At 74.2% G+C, this 17,407-nt stretch carries 17 protein-coding genes; 4 read left to right on the forward strand and 13 right to left on the reverse strand.

Features of this window, described 5'->3' with window-relative positions; genetic code table 11:
* Nucleotides 1-58: 58 nt before the first annotated feature.
* The 11 genes from ASG36_RS16055 to ASG36_RS16105 form a co-directional block, all read right to left on the reverse strand.
* The gene (locus ASG36_RS16055; RefSeq protein ID WP_157498852.1) at nucleotides 59-832 is read right to left on the reverse strand and encodes a ComF family protein; all 774 of its coding nucleotides are present in this window, start codon (nucleotides 830-832) and stop codon (nucleotides 59-61) included.
* 95 nt (nucleotides 833-927) lie between these two features.
* On the reverse strand, nucleotides 928-2,631 hold the full coding sequence (locus tag ASG36_RS16060) for an LpqB family beta-propeller domain-containing protein (protein ID WP_055766032.1): 1,704 nt from the start codon (nucleotides 2,629-2,631) through the stop codon (nucleotides 928-930).
* Nucleotides 2,628-4,217, reverse strand: coding sequence for an MtrAB system histidine kinase MtrB (mtrB, locus tag ASG36_RS16065; RefSeq protein WP_235495117.1), 1,590 nt, complete (start codon nucleotides 4,215-4,217; stop codon nucleotides 2,628-2,630). The genes ASG36_RS16060 and mtrB overlap by 4 nt, the downstream gene beginning before the upstream one ends.
* Before the next feature lie 7 nt (nucleotides 4,218-4,224).
* Entirely contained in the window at nucleotides 4,225-4,941 is a 717-nt protein-coding gene (gene mtrA / locus ASG36_RS16070) for an MtrAB system response regulator MtrA (protein ID WP_055766035.1), read from the reverse strand.
* Between the two features lie 135 nt (nucleotides 4,942-5,076).
* Entirely contained in the window at nucleotides 5,077-6,564 is a 1,488-nt protein-coding gene (ahcY, locus tag ASG36_RS16075) for an adenosylhomocysteinase (protein WP_055766037.1), read from the reverse strand.
* A 128-nt stretch (nucleotides 6,565-6,692) separates the two neighbouring features.
* The gene (manA, locus tag ASG36_RS16080) at nucleotides 6,693-7,874 is read right to left on the reverse strand and encodes a mannose-6-phosphate isomerase, class I (protein WP_055766040.1); all 1,182 of its coding nucleotides are present in this window, start codon (nucleotides 7,872-7,874) and stop codon (nucleotides 6,693-6,695) included.
* Between the two features lie 26 nt (nucleotides 7,875-7,900).
* Complete coding sequence (locus ASG36_RS16085; RefSeq protein ID WP_055766043.1) at nucleotides 7,901-8,908, reverse strand: cation diffusion facilitator family transporter; 1,008 nt, start codon at nucleotides 8,906-8,908, stop codon at nucleotides 7,901-7,903.
* Nucleotides 8,905-10,047, reverse strand: a complete 1,143-nt coding sequence (locus ASG36_RS16090; protein ID WP_055766046.1) for an SIS domain-containing protein — start codon at nucleotides 10,045-10,047, stop codon at nucleotides 8,905-8,907. Before ASG36_RS16090 ends, ASG36_RS16085 begins: the two co-directional genes overlap by 4 nt.
* A gap of 4 nt (nucleotides 10,048-10,051) precedes the next feature.
* Entirely contained in the window at nucleotides 10,052-10,222 is a 171-nt protein-coding gene (locus ASG36_RS16095) for a Trm112 family protein (RefSeq protein WP_369794096.1), read from the reverse strand.
* A gap of 23 nt (nucleotides 10,223-10,245) precedes the next feature.
* Nucleotides 10,246-11,625 (reverse strand): phosphomannomutase/phosphoglucomutase, encoded by a 1,380-nt coding sequence (locus ASG36_RS16100; protein ID WP_055766051.1) that lies wholly within the window; start codon nucleotides 11,623-11,625, stop codon nucleotides 10,246-10,248.
* Between the two features lie 88 nt (nucleotides 11,626-11,713).
* Nucleotides 11,714-12,076: a DUF3499 domain-containing protein gene (locus ASG36_RS16105; RefSeq protein WP_055766353.1), complete on the reverse strand. Its 363-nt coding sequence runs from the start codon at nucleotides 12,074-12,076 to the stop codon at nucleotides 11,714-11,716.
* 119 nt (nucleotides 12,077-12,195) lie between these two features.
* On the opposite strand from ASG36_RS16105, the gene ASG36_RS16110 reads away from it, so the two are divergent.
* Nucleotides 12,196-12,654 carry a metallopeptidase family protein gene (locus ASG36_RS16110; protein WP_055766053.1) on the forward strand — a complete coding sequence of 153 codons (459 nt, stop codon included), beginning with the start codon at nucleotides 12,196-12,198 and terminating at the stop codon, nucleotides 12,652-12,654.
* A gap of 39 nt (nucleotides 12,655-12,693) precedes the next feature.
* The gene (locus tag ASG36_RS16115; protein ID WP_157498853.1) at nucleotides 12,694-13,899 is read left to right on the forward strand and encodes a hypothetical protein; all 1,206 of its coding nucleotides are present in this window, start codon (nucleotides 12,694-12,696) and stop codon (nucleotides 13,897-13,899) included.
* Here ASG36_RS16115 and ASG36_RS16120 read toward each other — a convergent pair.
* Together ASG36_RS16120 and ASG36_RS16125 are read right to left on the reverse strand one after the other, a co-directional pair.
* Entirely contained in the window at nucleotides 13,874-14,683 is an 810-nt protein-coding gene (locus ASG36_RS16120) for a hypothetical protein (RefSeq protein ID WP_055766060.1), read from the reverse strand. The genes ASG36_RS16115 and ASG36_RS16120 overlap by 26 nt on opposite strands.
* A gap of 91 nt (nucleotides 14,684-14,774) precedes the next feature.
* The gene (locus tag ASG36_RS16125; protein WP_200944530.1) at nucleotides 14,775-15,029 is read right to left on the reverse strand and encodes a WhiB family transcriptional regulator; all 255 of its coding nucleotides are present in this window, start codon (nucleotides 15,027-15,029) and stop codon (nucleotides 14,775-14,777) included.
* 385 nt (nucleotides 15,030-15,414) lie between these two features.
* On the opposite strand from ASG36_RS16125, the gene cofD reads away from it, so the two are divergent.
* Nucleotides 15,415-16,365 (forward strand): 2-phospho-L-lactate transferase, encoded by a 951-nt coding sequence (gene cofD, locus ASG36_RS16130; protein ID WP_055766066.1) that lies wholly within the window; start codon nucleotides 15,415-15,417, stop codon nucleotides 16,363-16,365.
* Nucleotides 16,358-17,407 carry a coenzyme F420-0:L-glutamate ligase gene (locus ASG36_RS16135; RefSeq protein WP_055766070.1) on the forward strand — a complete coding sequence of 350 codons (1,050 nt, stop codon included), beginning with the start codon at nucleotides 16,358-16,360 and terminating at the stop codon, nucleotides 17,405-17,407. Before cofD ends, ASG36_RS16135 begins: the two co-directional genes overlap by 8 nt.

Genomic DNA, 17,407 nt, shown 5'->3' on the forward strand with positions numbered 1-17,407 from the left:
GTGATCGATCCGACGCTAGCCCCGCGCGGGGCAGCACCACAACGTGAACGACGGCGTCTCACCCCCACCGCCCGTGACGCACCGTGATCACTCCTGGCCCAGCGGTCACCGGGGGTCGAGCACCGGCCGGGGTCGCCGCGACCACGGCAGCCAGCACGGTGCCGGTCGCCGGCGCGACGGGCAGCGCGGCCGCCGCCTCGCACAGCGTCGCCCCGCTGGTCACCACGTCGTCGACGAGGACGACCAGCGCGTCCGGTGGCACCCCCGGGCCCCGCCGGGGCACGAAGGTGCCGGCCAGGTTGGCCCGGCGGTCGGCCGCGGTGAGCCCGGCGGAGTCCGCCACGCGCCCTCGTCGGGCGAGCAGCCGGGCACGTCGTGCGTCCAGCCCGGAGCCCCGGAGCTCGCGCACGGCGGCGACGGTCAGCTCCCCCACGTGGTCCCGGCCGCGCTCGCGCAGCGCGGCCCGGCTGCTGGGCACCGGCACGAGCAGGAGCGGCCCGGGGCCGTCCCGTGCCGCCTGGCAGACCCCGACCACGGCGAGGGCCAGGGCCGCGCCGAGCGGGCCGGCGAGCTCGGCCCGGCCGTGCTCCTTGAACGCCAGCACCACCGGCTTGACCGGTCCGGCGTAGGGCCCGGCGGCGACCGTGGGTGGGAACCCCTCGGTATGCCGCCGCGGCCGGGCCAGGTGCGGGTGGGTCAACCACCGGGCGCAGCGCGGGCAGACCACCTCCCCCGGGCCCCCGCACCCGGCACACACCCGCGGCAGCACGAGGTCGGCGAGCGGTGCGAGGAGGTCCTCGACCACGCTGCGCAGCACCCGGCGTCCATCCACGGCCCCACCCTGGTGGGCCGTCGTCCACCGCGGACGCCCCGCCGACGAGCTGTGGACGGACCCCACCGGTGTGGAGGACGGCGTCCGCGCCGTCCTCAGAGCGGGTAGAGGGGCGCCTCCCCGGGGAGCGGGCCGGCCCCCCGGACCAGCGTCGACCAGGTCCCGCCCACCAGCTGCCAGAGCGTCCCGCCGGCCGAGACCAGCGGGGCCCGACTGGGCGCGGCGGCCACCGCGGTGGGCTGGCTCGGCAGCCCAGACAGCGTGACCGTCGACAGCCCCCAGCCGTCGACGCTGACGGAGTAGGGCACGGTGCTGTCCTCGGCGGCGTCCCCGGCGAGCACGACCAGGCTGCCGGCGTTGCGCCAGGCCACGTCGACCACCTGGGAGAGCGCGGGGGCCACCGAGCGCAGGTCCCGCAGGGCGACCTGGTCGTCGCTGCGCACCACGGTGCCCACCAGGAGCTCGCCGCCGTCGGCGCCGCTGACCACGACCGCGGCCCGGACCCCGTCGGGGCTGAGTCGGAACTGCGTGGTCGGCCCCTGGCCGGCGAGGGTGGTGGCGGCGACGGTCTGCGGGGCGCCGGAGGCAGGGACCCGGATGACCTCGACGCCGTCCCGCACGGTCCAGACCTCGGGCCGGGTGGCCGCCGAGGTCGGCGGGGTGAGGGTGGTGGCGCTGAGCAGCGGCGCCAGGTCCCCGCCGTACGGCCCGTACAGCAGGGTGGCCTGTCCCCCGTTCCCGGAGACCGCCGCCAGCTGACCGAGGGCGTCGCTGCGCCCGTCGGCGGTGATCGCGGCCGAGGTGAGGCCGTACACCCCGGTGCCGGCCGGTCCCGGGGCCGCGGAGCCGTCGGTGGCCACCCGGAGAGCACCGGACGAGAGGTAGTGGCCGACCGAGGAGACCGGCACCGAGTCCGGGTCCAGGCCGGCCCAGTCGTCGACGGACTGCTCGTCGGGCACCCCCGGGACGTCCACCGGCTCGCCGTCGATGCGGATCCGCACCGCGCGCACCAGCGGGTCCAGGGACCACACGAGCTGGGCGGACAGGGCGCTGGCGTCGTCGTCCCCACCGGGCTCGGTGCGGGTGAGGTCGACGGTGGCGACCTGTCGCTCGACCACGACGTTGCTGCGCAGCTCGTAGCCCAGCAGCGGGTTGGCCACCCCGGCCGCGATGGCGGTGGAGGGGCCGGCGATGAGCCGGTCCACCAGCGACGTCGGCTGGTTGCCCCCGCCGACGAAGAACCGGGGGTCGGGCACGACCCGGGTGCCGGTCGGGTCGAGGAAGTAGGCGGAGACCTGGTCGTAGGTGCGCGAGAAGTCCGGTTCCAGGAGCACCAGCCCGTCGACCGGGTCGGCGATCCGCCACTCGCCGTCCTCCTGCACCAGGGTCGAGGTGCGCGTGAAGACCTGCTCGGCGCCGACGGTGAAGACGCCCTGTCCGTCGACGGTGCCGACCAGCTGGGCGGTGATCTCCACCGTGCTCCCGTCGGTGGCGACCGGGGCGTAGTCGCTGCTGATCACCGTGACGCTGCCGGTGTCCGACCACGTGTCGGCCGCCTCGGTGGTCAGGTACTGGCGGGCCACCGGGTGGTTGCGGGTGGTGCTGGCCATCGCCTCGACGAAGCCGCGGACGACCTCCTCGGGGCTGGCGCCGGCCTCGGGGGGCAGCGCCTCGATCCCGACGTCGGACGGCGGGTCGGCGACCTGGGTGATCTGCACTGTCGGGGAGCTGGTCGGCACCGTGGTGCAGCCGGTCAGCAGTGCGAGCAGCACGGCGACGCAGCCGGCCCGGGCCCTCACCGGGCCACCCCCGGACGACGGACGACGGCCGGGCGCAGCGGGAGGGGCGAACCGGTGAGCTCTGTGTCCGGGGACAGCGGGAGGGTCAACCGGAACTGGGCACCCTGGTCGGGCTGGCCCCAGACCTGCAGCCAGCCACCGTGCAGCCGGGCGTCCTCCAGGCTGATGGAGAGACCCAGCCCCGAGCCGCCGACGGTGCGCACCCGCGCCGGGTCGGCCCGCCAGAACCGGTCGAACACGTGCTGGGCGTCCTCGGAGGACAGCCCCACGCCGTGGTCGCGCACGGTGATGGCCGCGGCGGTGCGGTTCGCGGCCAGCGTCAGCTCCACCGGCCGTCCGGCCCCGTGCTCGATGGCGTTGCCGACCAGGTTGCGCAGCACCCGCTGCACCCGGCGGGCGTCGACGTCGGCGATCACGGCGCGGTCGGGAGTGCGGACGTCGAGCCGGCAGCCGTGCCGCTCCGCGAGGGTCTCCATCCCGGAGACGACCCGGTGCAGCAGCGGGGCGAGGTCGGTGGGTTCGGGCTCGAGCACCGCGACCCCGGCGTCGTAGCGGCCCATCTCCAGCAGGTCTGACAGCAGGAGCTCGAACCGGTTGACCTCGGCGTAGAGCAGCTCGGCGGAGCGGGCGACGGCCGGGTCGAAGTCGGTGCGCGACTCGTAGAGCACCTCGGCGGCCATCTGCACGGTGGTCAGCGGGGTGCGCAGCTCGTGCGAGACATCGGAGGTGAACCGCTGCTGCAGCCGGGACAGGCCCTCGAGCTGGGTGATCTGCTTCTGCAGGCTGTCGGCCATGGCGTTGAAGCTGCTGGCCAGCCGGGCCAGGTCGTCCTCCCCGCTCACCGCCAGCCGTTCCTCCAGCTGCCCCTCGGCGAGCTTCTGCGCCCCCCGCGCGGCACGGCGCACCGGGTCGACGACCAGTCGGGTGACCAGCACCCCGATGCCGACGACGAAGAGGGTCAGCGCGATCCCGCTGATCACCACCGTGCTGCGGATGAGGGAGAGGGACTCCTGCTCCTGGTCCAGCGGGAACGCGTAGTAGAGGTCGACCTGCTCCCCGCCCTGGCCGTCGATGGGCACCGGGGCGCCGACCAGCAGCGTCGGTGCCGGTTGCTGACCGGCGTCGGGCATCTCGGCGTACTGGTAGTTCTGCGACCCGGCGTCCACGGCGCTGACCAGGGCCGGCGGCAGCGCGGGGTAGAGGAACTGCCGGCTGGCCGCGGGGCGGGCGGTGTCGCCGGTCCGGTAGACCATGACGACGTCGAAGTTGCCGGCCTCGCCGTTGCGGCTCTGCAGCTCCCGCACGGTGCGGTCCAGGGTGGACCGGACGCTCGCGCCGTCGCCGGTGACGATCCCGGAGACCTGCGACTGGGCGTAGGACACCCCGGCCTGCATCTGGTCGATGGCGGCGTTCCGCTTGACCTGCAGCAGCTGGTCGCTGATCTGCCGGAACAGCACGAAGCTCACGATGACGACGACGATGCCGGCGACCAGCATGGTGATCGCCCCGATCCGGAACTGCAGCTGCGACCGCCAGGCGCGCCACAGGGCCCGGGCCCACCGCTGGGCCGTGGCCCTCGGGTTCACCGGCAGGTCACGGCGGACCGGCCTTGTAGCCGACGCCGCGCACGGTGAGCACCACCTCGGGCCGCTCGGGGTCGCGCTCGACCTTGGCGCGCAACCGCTGGACGTGCACGTTCACCAGGCGGGTGTCCGCGGCGTGCCGGTAGCCCCACACCTGCTCGAGCAGCAGCTCACGGGTGAAGACCTGGCGGGGCTTGCGGGCCAGCGCCACGAGCAGGTCGAACTCCAGCGGGGTGAGTGCGATGGCCTCCCCCCCGCGGGTGACCTGGTGGGCCGGGACGTCGATCGCGACGTCGCCGATGACCAGGTTCTCGGCCTGCCCGGTCTCCCCGCGGCGCAGCTGGGAGCGCACCCGGGCGACGAGCTCGACGGGCTTGAACGGCTTGGTGACGTAGTCGTCGGCACCGGCCTCGAGGCCCTGGACGACGTCGATGGTGTCGCCCTTGGCGGTCAGCATGATGATCGGGACGCTGGACTGGGTGCGGATGTCGGCGCAGATCTGCAGCCCGTTGCGCCCGGGGAGCATCAGGTCCAGCAGCACCAGGTCGGGCCGGACCTGCTGGAACGTGGCGACCGCCCGCGCGCCGTCGGCGACGAACGCCGGTTCGTAGCCCTCCCGGCGCAACACGATGCCGAGCATCTCGGCCAGCGCGGCGTCGTCGTCGACGACCAGCACTCGCCCACGGGAGGGACCGGGGGGTGACGCAGCGGGTGACACGCCCCCCATTGTGCGTGAGCACCCCCGGACGCACCGCACCCTCCCGGATGAGATCCGGGAGGGTGCGGAAGGCGACGTGCTGGAACGGCTCCCTCGCAGGGTCCCGCGGCGTGCGGAGCGCGTCGCGGGGGCGAGGGGGTCCTTTCAGTAGCGGTAGTGGTCGCTCTTGTACGGGCCCTCGACCGGGACGCCGAGGTAGTCGGCCTGCACCTTGGACAGCTCGGTGAGCTTGACGCCGAGGGCGTCGAGGTGGAGGCGGGCGACCTTCTCGTCGAGGTGCTTGGGGAGCACGGTGACGCCGGGGGTCTTGCCCTCGTAGGCCGCGCGGTTGCCCCACAGCTCGATCTGGGCGAGCACCTGGTTGGTGAAGGAGTTGCTCATCACGAAGCTGGGGTGCCCGGTGGCGTTGCCCAGGTTCAGCAGCCGACCCTCGGACAGCACGATGATCGTGTGGCCGTCCTCGAACTTCCACTCGTCGACCTGCGGCTTGATGTTCGTCTTCACCACGCCGGGGGTCTTGGACAGACCGGCCATGTCGATCTCGTTGTCGAAGTGCCCGATGTTGCCGATGATCGCCTGGTGCTTGGTGGCGGCCAGCTGCTCGGCGGAGATGATGTCCTTGTTGCCGGTCGTCGTGATGATGATGTCGGCGGTGCCGATCACGTCGTCCAGCGTGGTGACCTGGTAGCCCTCCATGGCGGCCTGCAGGGCACAGATGGGGTCGATCTCGGTGACGATGACCCGGGCGCCCTGGCCGCGGAGGGCCTCGGCGCTGCCCTTGCCGACGTCGCCGAAGCCGCAGACGACGGCGACCTTGCCGCCGATCATGACGTCGGTGGCGCGGTTGATGCCGTCGATGAGGGAGTGCCGGCAGCCGTAGAGGTTGTCGAACTTGCTCTTGGTGACCGAGTCGTTGACGTTGATCGCCGGGAAGAGCAGGCGGCCGTCGCGGGCGAGCTCGTAGAGCCGCAGGACGCCGGTGGTGGTCTCCTCGGTGACGCCCTTGACGGCCTCGCCGATGCGGGTCCAGTACTGCTGGTCCTGGGCGAGCGTGTCGCGCAGGACCTGCAGGACGACGGAGAACTCGTCGCTGTCGGACTCGGTGGTGTCGGGCACGGCGCCGTCGGCGGCGAACCGGGTGCCGAGGTGGACGAGCATCGTGGCGTCGCCGCCGTCGTCGAGGATCATGTTCGGGCCGATGACGGTGCCGGACTCGTCACGGAACTCGAACAGGCGCTGCGTGCACCACCAGTACTCCTCCAGCGACTCGCCCTTCCAGGCGAAGACGGGGGTGCCCGACGGCGCGTCGGCGGTGCCCTCGGGGCCCACGGCGATGGCCGCGGCGGCGTGGTCCTGGGTGGAGAAGATGTTGCAGGAGACCCAGCGGACGTCGGCGCCCAGCGCGGTCAGGGTCTCGATGAGGACGGCGGTCTGCACGGTCATGTGCAGCGAGCCGGCGATGCGGGCGCCGGCGAGGGGCTTCTCCTCGCCGAACTCCTCGCGCAGGGCCATGAGGCCCGGCATCTCGTGCTCGGCGAGGGAGATCTCCTTGCGGCCGAAGCCGGCGAGGGAGAGGTCGGCGACCTTGAAGTCGTCGGTGGTCAGTACGCGTGCGCCAGTAGAGGCGGTCATGTCGCTCCAGAGTGTCCCGGCCGCGCCAGAGGGGCTGCGGCTGCGTCGGTTCTGTTCGTGAGCGAGCATGCCGAGGCTTCGGCGGGGCTCGTGCCGTCGCCCAGGCTACCGGTTGTGCGGCGCCGTTGTCAGACCGCGCGCAGTCCCGTGGTGGCCCGGTACAGCACGGCGGGGCCCTGGGCGCTGACCGGGATCCCGGCGGGGAGGAAGGCCGACTGGCCCTTCTGCAGCACGAGCTCCCCGTCGTCGGTGCCTAGAACCGCGGTCCCCTCGGTGCACAGCAGCACCTGGGGGCCCGGGGTCCGCAGGCTGCCCGCGTCGACACCGAGCTCGGCGCGGGTGAGGTCGAAGTCCTCCACCGGCACCGGGTAGCGCAGCCCACCGGGGCCGAGGACGGGGCGGATCACCGGCACCCGGCCGTCGGTGAAGTCCAGCACCTCGATGAGCGCTGCCAGGTCCACGTGCTTGCCGGTCAGGCCACCGCGCAGCACGTTGTCCGAGCTCGCCATGACCTCGACGCCCGCGCCGGAGAGGTAGGCGTGCAGGTTGCCGGCGGGCAGGAAGACGGCCTCGCCGGGAGCCAGGGTCAGGTGGTTGCACAGCAGCGAGATGACGACGCCGGGGTCGCCGGGGTAGCTCTTCGCGAGGTCGGCGGCCCACCGGTAGGTGTTGATGAACTCCGGGTCGTGGGCGGCGACGAACGTCGCCGCCCTCTCTGCCACCGCCGTGACCAGGGACTGCCTGCGCTTGGCGGACAGGGCCAGCAGCTGCGGGATCGCCACCTGCAGGCCGCCGCGGGCCAGGGCGGCGATGGTGGGCTTCAGCTCGGGGAGCTGCAGCTTGGCCAGGCAGTGCAGGGACTCCTCGACCGGCCGGAACCCGCACAGCGCCTCGACCGGGGTGATGGCGAGGAGGATCTCCGGCTTGTGGAACGGGTCCTTGAACGTCCTCGTGGGGTCGTCCTTGGCGACGCCTGCGGCCTCCTCGGCGGCGAAACCGATCTCGGCCTGCGCGGTCGTCGGGTGCGCCTGCAGCGACAGCGGGGCGTCAGCGGCAAGCACCTTCATCAAGAACGGCAGACGGTCACCGAAGTGGTGCCGGACGGCGCTGCTCAGCAACCGGTCGGGCTCCTGCGCGATGGCCACGTCCAGCGTCCGGCCGTCGGCGAGCACGCTGGGGGCGTCCGGGTGCGCACCCATCCACAGCTCGGCGTGCGGCTGTGAGGCCGGGGTGGCCTCCCCCAGCAGCTCGGGGATCACGGTGTGACTGCCCCACGGGTAGTGCCGGATGGTGTTCGTCAGCTGCCACATCGTCCGGGACGCTACCGGGGCACGGGTCACCCTCCTGCTGTCGGCACCCTCGTGTCGGCGCTTGAGTGGGGATCATCACGGCGCCGGATGTCCGGTTCCAGGTAGATGACGCGGGCGATCGGCACCGCGGCCCGGATGCGCGCCTCGGCCTCGTCGATGGCCCGGGCCACCGCGGCGGCCGTGTCGTCGTGCTCGACGGCGATCTTCGCGCCCACGAGCAGCTCCTCGGGCCCCAGGTGCTGGGTCTTCATGTGGATGACCGAGAGCACCCGCTCCCCGCCCTCGAGGGCGTCCCGGATCTGCCGCTCCATCTCCGGGGTCGCGGCCTCACCCACGAGCAGGCTCTTCGTCTCGACCGCCAGGATCGCGGCCACCGCGATCAAGAGCAGGCCGATGGCGACGGTCCCCAGCCCGTCGTAGAGCCCGTTGCCGGTCGCCACCGTCAGCCCGACCCCCAGCAGGGCGAAGACGAGGCCGGTCAGTGCGGCGGAGTCCTCGAGCAGGACCACCGGCAGCTCGGGGGCCCGGGCGTGCCGGATGAACCCCCACCAGCTCTCCCCCGGCGTGCGCACCGCGTTGCTCTCGCGCACCGCCGTGCGCAGCGAGAACGACTCCAGCACGATCGCCACGCCCAGCACGCCGAAGGCCCAGACCGGGCTCGTCAGCTCCTCGGGCTCGAGCAGCTTGTGCACGCCCTCGTAGACGGCGAAGACCCCGCCGACGCTGAAGAGCACGACGGCGACCAGGAAGCCGTAGACGTAGCGGTCCCGGCCGAAGCCGAACGGGTGCTGGGGCGTGGCCTGCCGCTTCGAGGTGCGGCCGCCGATGAGCAGCAGCACCTGGTTGCCGGAGTCGGCGACGGAGTGGATCGCCTCGGCCAGCATCGAGGAGGCCCCGGTGACCAGAAAGGCTACGAACTTCGCGATCGCGATGCCGATGTTGGCTGCCAGCGCCGCGAGGATCGCCGTCGTCCCACCGCCGTGCGCCTCACCGCCGGCTGCGGGGGCCGGGGCGGTCGTGGGGGTCTCGCTCACGAGCGTGCGCTCCGTTCGGCGTCCAGGGCCAGCGCGAGGTAGACGGCGCTGAAGTCGGCGAGGGCGATCTGCCGGGCCACCCGGGCCAGGCGCGACTCCTCGGGGCCGTCACCGGCGGCGGCCAGCGCGCTGACGGGCACGTTGCGGTCGGCGGCGGTGCGCAACACCTGCGCCATGGCCTCCTCGGCGGAGTGGTCCTCGCCTGCGCTGCGGCCGTCACGGTCACCGCCCGCGGCGTCCCGGACGGTGAGCAGCCGCAGGCGGCGCCCCTCGTCGTCGGTGCGGTCGCGGAAGAAGTCGTCGCCCCCGGTGGGGGCGAGCGGCCCGCCGAGCACCGCGCACGCCGCCACCCGTTGGTCGGGCAGCCGGAACGCCGGGGCCGGGAGTCCGGTCAGGGTCGCCAGCTGGTCGGCCACCCGGACGGCGGCGGCACCGGCGAGCGGACCCTCCGCGGCGATCACGGGGAGCGCGTCGAGCAGCTCGAGCGCCAGGGTCTTGGCCGGGTTGAGGAAGGTCTCCCGGGCAGGTCCGCAGTCGCCGGCCACCTCGTCCAGGGCGAGGGCGACGGCATCGGGGTCGGCGGCCCCCGCGGGGAGCAGGCCGAGGTCGGTGACCAGCTGGAGCATCGGGGTGAGCAACGACCACAGCGTGGCCTGACGGACCCGGGAGGCCGGCAGCGCGACGTGCGGCGCCCGGCCGGCGGCGCACGCGGCGTGCAGCGGCGCACCCTCGGCGCCGATGCCGACCAGTGCCACGCCCCGGCGGGTCGCCTCGTAGGCCGGGAGGACGGCGTACCGGCCCGCCCCGGTCCGGGTGGCCACCACCGCGATGTCGGAGGGGCCGAGCCAGACGGGGAGGTCGGGCCCCGGGACGACGTCCACGGTCACCGGGCTCGAGGCGCCGAGCAGGGCCCGGAGCACCGCGGCGGCGACGGCGCCCTCACGGCGGGCGACGACCACCAGTCCCCGGGGGCGGCCGGCGTCGGTGACCCGGGCCAGCCCGGCCTCCTCGGTCAGCCGCGCGGTCTCGCGGACCTGGGCCCCGGCGCCGGCGACGGCGGGGAGCAGGCCCTGCGGGTCACGGGCCCGCAGCAGGTCGGGGGCGTCGAAGAGCTCCTCGGCCAGCTCGGGAGCGGTCATGCCGTCACGACGTGCGGTGCCGTGCCTCGTCGAGCAGCAGCACCGGGATGCCGTCGCGGACGGGGAAGGCGCGGTCGCAGGTCGTGCACAGCAGCTCGGCCGCCCCGACGTCGAGCGTCAGGGGGCTGTGGTGGGTGTCCGGGCAGGCCAGGATCGCCAGCAGCGCCGGGTCGATGCCGAGGGTGTCTGCGGTACCGGTCATGCGCGCACCATCTCCAGGACGTGGTCGCGGACCTGGGTCATCCGCGCCTGGTCGGGGGCCTCGACGTTGAGTCGGAGCAGGGGTTCGGTGTTGCTGGCGCGCAGGTTGAACCACGCGCCGTCGGGCAGCTGCACGGTGAGGCCGTCGAGCTCGTCGAACCGGACGTCCTCGTCGGCACCGTAGGCCTCCCGCACCGCCGCCACCCTCCCGGCCGCGTCGGCGACGGTGGAGTTGATCTCACCCGACGCCGCGTAGCGGCTGTACTCGGCGGTGAGCTCGGACAACGTGCGGGTCTGCTCGCCCAGCGCGGCCAGCACGTGCAGGGCGGCCAGCATGCCGGTGTCGGCCCGCCAGAAGTCGCGGAAGTAGTAGTGGGCGGAGTGCTCGCCGCCGAAGACGGCGTCGGTGCGGGCCATCTCGGCCTTGATGAAGCTGTGCCCGACCCGGGTGCGCACCGGCTCCCCGCCGTGCTCCCGGACGATCTCGGGCACCGCGGCCGAGGTGATCAGGTTGTGGATGATCGTCGTCCCCACGCCGCGCGCGAGTTCCCGGACGGCGACCAGTGCCGTCACCGCGGACGGGCTGACCGGCTCGCCGCGCTCGTCGACCACGAACACCCGGTCGGCGTCACCGTCGAAGGCCAGCCCGATGTCGCCCCCGTGCTCGACCACGGCGGCCTGCAGGTCGACGAGGTTGGCCGGGTCGAGCGGGTTGGCCTCGTGGTTGGGGAAGGAGCCGTCGAGCTCGAAGTACATCGGCACGATCTCGAGCGGGAGCCCGGACAGCACGACCGGGACGGTGTGCCCGCCCATGCCGTTGCCGGCGTCCACGACGACCTTCAGCGGGCGGATCCCGGACAGGTCGACCAGGCCGTTGAGGTAGGCGGAGTACTCGGCGAGCACGTCGCGCGAGGTCACCGACCCGAGACCCGTCGGCTCACGGTCGAACGGGTCCCCGCCCTCGAGCAGGGCCTCGGACCAGGAACGGATCTCGGCGAGTCCGGAGTCCTGCCCGATGGGGGCGGCACCCGCCCGGCACATCTTGATGCCGTTGTACTGCGCCGGGTTGTGGCTGGCGGTGAACATCGCACCGGGCACGTCCAGGCTGCCGGCCGCGAAGTACAGCATGTCCGTGGAGCCGAGACCGGCCTCCACCACGTCCAGACCCCGGCTCAGCACGCCCTCAGCGAAGGCCCGCGACAGCGGCACCGACGAGTCCCGCATGTCGTGCGCCGTCACCACGGACGACGCGCCGGTCTCGAGGAACACGAACTCTGCGAAGGCAGACCCGATGGCCCTGGCCACGGACTCGTCCCACTGGTCGGGCACGACCCCGCGTACGTCGTAGGCCTTGATGATGGTCGACAGGTCCGGCACCGCAGTCCGCCTCAGATCGGGAGTGCCGGCCCGGCAGGACCGACGTCCAGACCCTAACGACGGGGTCCGAGACTCCCGCGACGACGCGTCAGGGGAGGTTCGGCAGCACCCGCAGGTGACCACGCCGACGCGGGGTGGACTCGCCCTCGGGAGCGTCCACCTGCTCGAACTCCGGCTCCGGCCGGGCCGCCTCGCGGACGGCGTCGGCGAGGGCCAGCAGGTCGTCCCCGGTCGGACCGGCGTCGTCGGTGTCGACCTCGTGCCGCACCACCTCCCAGCCGCGGGGCACCGTCAGGCGCTCGGCGTGGAACTCGCACAGGTCGTAGCTGTGCGGCTCGGAGTAGGTCGCCAACGGGCCGACGACGGCCGTGGACTCCGCGTAGACGTAGGTCAGGGTGGATGCCGCCGGCTGGGCGCACCCGCTGCGCGAGCAGCGTCGCGACTGCCTCACCACCGGTTCCTCACGTCTCGCACACTAACCGCGCCCACCGACATCCGTCACGAGGCACACCGTGCCGTCCTCCCAGCGGTGGGCACGGGCGGCCGTGTCCGTCGTAGGCTCGCCGCGCCATGGACCGTCCCCCCGCACGCGCCCGCCGCGACCGGCACGGCCGTGGCCTGCGCGGTCGCCTCGTCCCGCCCGGTGTGCCGCTGTCCCGCAGCCGCGCCGAGCAGTTCGACGACCTGGTCCTCGACGCCGTCGAGGCCCTGGAGCGACGCTGGGAGAAGGAGCTCGCCGGGGTCGAGTTCGCCGTCGAGGACGTGCCGTGGGTCGACCACAGCAGCCCCGACGAGGTGGTGCTGGACGCCGACGTGCTCGACGACGGCAGCGTGCCGCTGGCCCGGGTCCTGCCCGGCCACCGCGAGGGCGGCACCGAGCACCCCCCGCGGATCATCGTCTACCGGCGCCCCCTGGAGATCCGGGCCCACGACCGGGACGACCTGGCCGACCTCGTGCGGGACGTCGTGGTCGACCAGGTGGCCGTCCTGCTGGGCCGCGACCCGGAGGAGATCGACCCCACCGGTTGACCCCCGGGCCGCCCGGCGGGCCGTGTCATGCTGCCTGCCGTGGACCGGGTCGACGAGGGAACGGGCGCGACCGGGCACCGGGGGCGGTGGACCGGGCTCGTCGTGGGCGGGGCGGTCCTAGCCGTGCTGGCCGTGGCCGGCGCCTTCACCGCGTCCCCGGCTGCCGGCGCCTGGGTGCTCGCCGCCCTGGCAGCGGCCCTCCTCCTCGGCGGCGGCGCTGCTGCCTGGGCGGGGCGTGGACCGGCCGCTGAGCCCGCGCCGGCGGCCACCGCACCGACCAGCCCGCCGGCCGCGTCCGCTGCGCCGGTGCGGGAGGTCGACGACCTGCAGGCGTTCTTCGAGGCCCCACCGGGCACGACCGACGCCGTCGAACCGGCCGACGGACCCGGGGAGGCTCCCGCCCCGGCGACGACCCCCGCCCCGGCGACGCCCCCGGCACCGGCCCCCTCGGCCCCGGCCGCGGACCACCGGCCCTCGCAGGCCGTGCCGGCGGCTGCTGACGAGGCCCACCGGACGACCGTGCGCCGCATCGCCGTGGGTGCGACAGCGGCAGTCCTGGTCGTTGTGGTCGGGGCCGCCGTCGCCGCCGCGCTCACCCGGGACGAGACCCCGCGGGGCGGGGACGGCGCCGGGCGGGTCGACCGGGACGGATCGGCGAGCCCCACCGCCACGCCCACGACGACGGCCCCGTCGACCCCGACCTCGGCCCCGGCCCCGGCCCCGATCACCGCCGCCGCGGCCGGGGACCTGGCCGGCGTCGTGGTGTCCCCCGGCCGCGACGGACTGGAGGCCGACCTGGTCTTCGAGGGCATCGTCCTGGAGCCGCGCGCGGTGGGTTCCACCGTGACCCGACCGGGCCTGGCCCTCAGCACCGACGGCCGGTCGGGTGTCGCCCACCTCGAGCTGCCCACCTGGAACTGCCTCTCGGCGACGGCCCCGGCCGACCCGGCTGCGGCCGGGTGCACGCCCGGACCTACCGAGTACGCGGACCTGGGCACACCGACCCTGCGGGTCGACGCGGCCGGCGGGGACTTCGAGCTGACCGGGGACTTCCCCACGTACACCCGCCCGAACGGCTCACCGCCGGCGTACACGGGCCGCACCTACGCCGTCACGGTCACCGGCGGACCTGCGGGCGAGGCTCGCGGCGAGGAGGCACGGGCGACCGGCGAGCTGGGCCTCGGCGGAGCCACCACCGGGACCCGGACCGACACCGACGTCAACCTCGTCCGCGTCCCCGACTGACCGACCAGGACGCCGCGGTCAACGACACCGACGGCTGGCCGGGGCCGCTGTCCAGCCCTCCGGTCTCGGTCCACCCCCACCAGGGGCGACGTGGTCCGTCACCGACCAGGGTGAGCAGCCCGGCCACCGCGCGGCCGCCACGGACGACGACGGCGTGTTCCAGACCGCCCAGTCCCGCGTGCACCCGCGCCGCGGCACGGACCGGCCCGAGCCCCACCCCCGGTGGACGCCGGTCCAGGAACGCCGGGAGCCACCGCTCGAGGTCGACCGGGTCCTGGGAGCGGTGCACGGCGCCCAGGTCGTCCAGTCGGTCCACCAGCGTGCGGGCGCGCTCGGTCCGGAAGTGGGCGCCGGTGCCGAGCCGGCGGGCCAGGGCGGACAACGCCGGGTCGCCGAGCGGCAGGCCGGTCAGCCGCAGGGACCACCGGCCCGGCAGGGACTCGAGCAGGCCGACGACCCCGTCGGCCAGCTCCTCGGCGGCTCCGTGGTCGACGACCGGGAGCCGGCGGGGCGGCGCCCCCGCCGGGTCGGGCAGGTCGCCGTCCCCGAGCAGGCGGACGGTCGTGACGGGCCCGCGCCGCCGGGACGACAGCAGGGCCGCCCCGCGGGGACGGCCCTGCTGGTGGGACTCGACGAGGACGCCGTGCAGACGGGCCGACGACGCCTGGGCGGCGGTGGTCAGCCACGGACCACGAGCGGTGACGGGTCCTCGGACGGTGAGCGGTGCGGTGGCGCGGATCTCACGCACCAGGCCGGCACGTCCGGCGGTGACCCGGGTCGTCATCGACCCAGTCGATCACAGGACCGGGTGGAACGGCCCGCCCCCGGGCTCCCGGCCCGGGCAGAGCTCGGGCGGGGGGAGGGCAGGTCCTCGATCAGACGGCGCGACGACGCAGCCGACGACGCTCACGCTCGGACAGCCCGCCCCAGATCCCGAAGCGCTCGTCCTTGCCCAGCGCGTACTCCAGGCACTCCATCTTGACCTCGCACCCGGTGCAGATCTTCTTGGCCTCCCGGGTGGAGCCGCCCTTCTCCGGGAAGAACGCCTCCGGGTCGGTCTCGGCGCACAGGGCGCGCTCCTGCCAGCTCTTGTCGTCCTCGAGACCGGCGTTCCAGTCGGCGCCCCCCAGCGCCGAGACACTCGGACCGTAGGCGGAGTTGCCCGCCGGAGCCTGCTGCTTGTAATCGCTCAACCACGACACCTCTGCCATGACGATGCGTCCCCTCTCGCCTTCGTCACGGTGCGTGACCTCCGGGCTGTTCCCGGGGGTCGTGCACCTGGTGACACCCGGGGAATTACACGCGTGTCGTTGTGCTCGGGTCAAGTCGGCCAGGTGTAACACCGAGTACCACGAGTCACAGCTGTCACGGCGGGTCTCGACAGGGTCACAGAACCCGCCGACACGCCGCGCCGATGCACGACATCTGCCCACGGACCCCCCTCGTTTCATGCAGATCAATCCGAGGGACTCCCGCCGTCCCGAACGGGACTTGCCATCGGGCACCATGGTGTGCATGGAGATCGTGGTCGTCGCCGGCGGAGTCGGCGGTGCCCGCTTCCTGGCCGGGCTCGTCACAGCAGCCCCAGGAGTCACGATCACGGCCGTGGTGAACACCGGGGACGACGTCACCCTGCACGGGCTGCGGATCTGCCCGGACCTGGACACGGTCATGTACACGCTGGGTGACGGCATCGACCCCGAGCGCGGCTGGGGACGGCGTGGTGAGACCTGGACCGTCAAGGACGAACTGGCCGCGTACGGCGCCGAACCGACCTGGTTCGGTCTGGGCGACCGGGACCTGGCGACCCATCTCGTCCGAACCAGGATGCTCGATGCGGGCTACCCGCTCTCGCAGGTGACCACCGCGTTGGCCGAACGCTGGCAGCCCGGGGTGACCCTGCTGCCGATGAGCGACGAACGGGTGGAGACGCACGTCGTGGTGGCCGACCCGGAGACCGGCCGGCAGCAGGCGATCCACTTCCAGGAGTGGTGGATCAAGCACCGGGCGTCCCTGGACCCCACGGCCTTCGTCCAGGTCGGTGTCGAGGACGCCCGGCCGGCCCCCGGCGTGGTCGAGGCGTTCGCCACCGCCGACGCGGTGCTCCTGGCGCCCTCGAACCCCGTCGTGTCGGTCGGCACGGTCCTCGGGGTGCCGGGGATGCGGGAGGCCCTGCTCGCCACCCCCGGGCGGGTCGTCGGGCTGTCCCCGATCGTGGGCGGCTCCGTCGTCCGCGGGATGGCCGACCGGTGCCTGCCCGCCCTGGGCATCGAGGTGAGCGCCGAGGGCGTGGGCCGGCACTACGGGGCACGCTCGGACGGCGGGCTGCTCGACGCGTGGCTGGTGCACGAGAGCGACAGCGCCGACGTGCCCGGGGTCGACGTCCGCGGCGTGCCGTTGCTGATGACCGATCCCGACGCGACGCAGGCGATGGCCCGGGCCGCGCTGGACGCCGCGGGTGTCTGAGCCGGTCGGCCTGCAGGTCCTGCCCGTCGGCGGGCTGCCCGAGTTCGCCCCGGGGGACGACCTCGCCGGTGCGATCGCCGGCGCGGCGCCGTGGCTGGCCGACGGGGACGTCGTCGTGGTCACCTCGAAGGTCGTCTCGAAGACCGAGGGCGCCCTGGTGCACGTCGGTGCCGACGAGGACCGTGAGGTCGCGCGGCAGCGTGCGATCGACGACGAGACCGTGCGGGTGGTGGCCCGCCGGGGCCCGCTGAAGATCGTGGAGACCCGGCACGGCTGGGTGGTCGCCGCAGCCGGCATCGACGCCTCCAACGTGGCCGCCGGCCAGCTCGTCCTGCTCCCCCGCGACGCCGACGCCTCGGCCCGGTCACTGCGCTCCGCGCTCCTCGACCTGCTGGGCGTCACCGTGGCCGTCGTCGTCAGCGACACCTTCGGCCGCACCTGGCGCGAGGGCCTGACCGACGTGGCCGTCGGGTCGGCCGGCATCCCGGCCCTCCTGGACCACCGGGGGGACGTCGACGCACACGGCAACCGGCTGGAGACCACCCAGGTGGCCCTCGTCGACGAGCTCGCCGGTGCCGCCGACCTGGTCAAGGGCAAGCTCGCCGGCGTGCCGGTGGCGGTGGTCCGCGGGGTGCCCTTCGCCGCACCGCCGGAGGACGTCGGCACCCGGCCGCTCGTCCGCCTCGGGCCCGGCGACCTCTTCGCGTACGGCACCCGGGACCTGGTCGGCGCCCGCCGGCCGGTCGCGGACCAGGCCCCCCGCCCGGGCGGGGTCGAGGCCGTCGCAGCGGCGTTCCGGGTCGCCACGGCAGCGCTGCCCGAGTTCCCCGTGGTCTTCTCCTACGGCGGTGCGGACGACGGCGTCGTCGACGTGCACCTGACCGACGCGGTGTCCACCACGACGGCGGTCAACCTGGGCGCGCTGGTCGGGGCGGCCCTGGTGCAGCTGCACGCCGAGGGGTGGGCCACCCGCTGGGAGCCGGTGGGGACGCCCGGCGGGTCGTCGCTGGTCGGTCGGGTGCGGCTGGGGTCGCCGGCCTGA

This window comes from Geodermatophilus sp. Leaf369 (assembly GCF_001424455.1).
Classification (GTDB): Bacteria; Actinomycetota; Actinomycetes; order Mycobacteriales; family Geodermatophilaceae; genus Klenkia.